This is a genomic window from Streptomyces sp. NPDC048106, from assembly GCF_040706415.1.
Taxonomy (GTDB): Bacteria; Actinomycetota; Actinomycetes; order Streptomycetales; family Streptomycetaceae; genus Streptomyces.
Map to the genome: position 1 here is coordinate 1 of NZ_JBEZND010000104.1, position 1420 is coordinate 1420.

Below are 1420 nucleotides of genomic sequence, written 5' to 3' on the forward strand. Positions count from 1 at the left end.
ACACAGTGGACGCGAGCAACTGAGGACAAGCCCTCGGCCTATTAGTACCGGTCACCTCCACCAGTTACCTGGCTTCCAGATCCGGCCTATCAACCCAGTCGTCTACTGGGAGCCTTACCCCATCAAGTGGGTGGGAGTCCTCATCTCGAAGCAGGCTTCCCGCTTAGATGCTTTCAGCGGTTATCCCTCCCGAACGTAGCCAACCAGCCATGCCCTTGGCAGAACAACTGGCACACCAGAGGTTCGTCCGTCCCGGTCCTCTCGTACTAGGGACAGCCCTTCTCAAGACTCCTACGCGCACAGCGGATAGGGACCGAACTGTCTCACGACGTTCTAAACCCAGCTCGCGTACCGCTTTAATGGGCGAACAGCCCAACCCTTGGGACCGACTCCAGCCCCAGGATGCGACGAGCCGACATCGAGGTGCCAAACCATCCCGTCGATATGGACTCTTGGGGAAGATCAGCCTGTTATCCCCGGGGTACCTTTTATCCGTTGAGCGACGGCGCTTCCACAAGCCACCGCCGGATCACTAGTCCCGACTTTCGTCCCTGCTCGACCCGTCGGTCTCACAGTCAAGCTCCCTTGTGCACTTACACTCAACACCTGATTACCAACCAGGCTGAGGGAACCTTTGGGCGCCTCCGTTACCCTTTAGGAGGCAACCGCCCCAGTTAAACTACCCATCAGACACTGTCCCTGATCCGGATCACGGACCCAGGTTAGACATCCAGCACGACCAGACTGGTATTTCAACGACGACTCCACAACCACTGGCGTGGCCGCTTCAAAGTCTCCCAGCTATCCTACACAAGCCGAACCGAACACCAATATCAAACTGTAGTAAAGGTCCCGGGGTCTTTCCGTCCTGCTGCGCGAAACGAGCATCTTTACTCGTAGTGCAATTTCACCGGGCCTATGGTTGAGACAGTCGAGAAGTCGTTACGCCATTCGTGCAGGTCGGAACTTACCCGACAAGGAATTTCGCTACCTTAGGATGGTTATAGTTACCACCGCCGTTTACTGGCGCTTAAGTTCTCAGCTTCGCCCCACCGAAGTGAAGCTAACCGGTCCCCTTAACGTTCCAGCACCGGGCAGGCGTCAGTCCGTATACATCGCCTTACGGCTTCGCACGGACCTGTGTTTTTAGTAAACAGTCGCTTCTCGCTGGTCTCTGCGGCCACCCCCAGCTCAAGGAGTAAATCCCCTCACCAGGCGTGGCCCCCCTTCTCCCGAAGTTACGGGGGCATTTTGCCGAGTTCCTTAACCATAGTTCACCCGAACGCCTCGGTATTCTCTACCTGACCACCTGAGTCGGTTTAGGGTACGGGCCGCCATGAAACTCGCTAGAGGCTTTTCTCGACAGCATAGGATCATCCACTTCACCACAATCGGCTCGGCATCAGGTCTCACCCTTGAT

Annotated in this window: 1 rRNA gene (cut by a window edge); it reads right to left on the reverse strand. The window is 56.4% G+C overall.

Going from position 1 to position 1420, the window contains the following annotated elements:
- Window positions 1-21 precede the first annotated feature (21 nt).
- Window positions 22-1420 (reverse strand): 23S ribosomal RNA (locus AB0927_RS40885) (its annotated part continues 1343 nt past the right edge of the window); the annotation flags it as partial.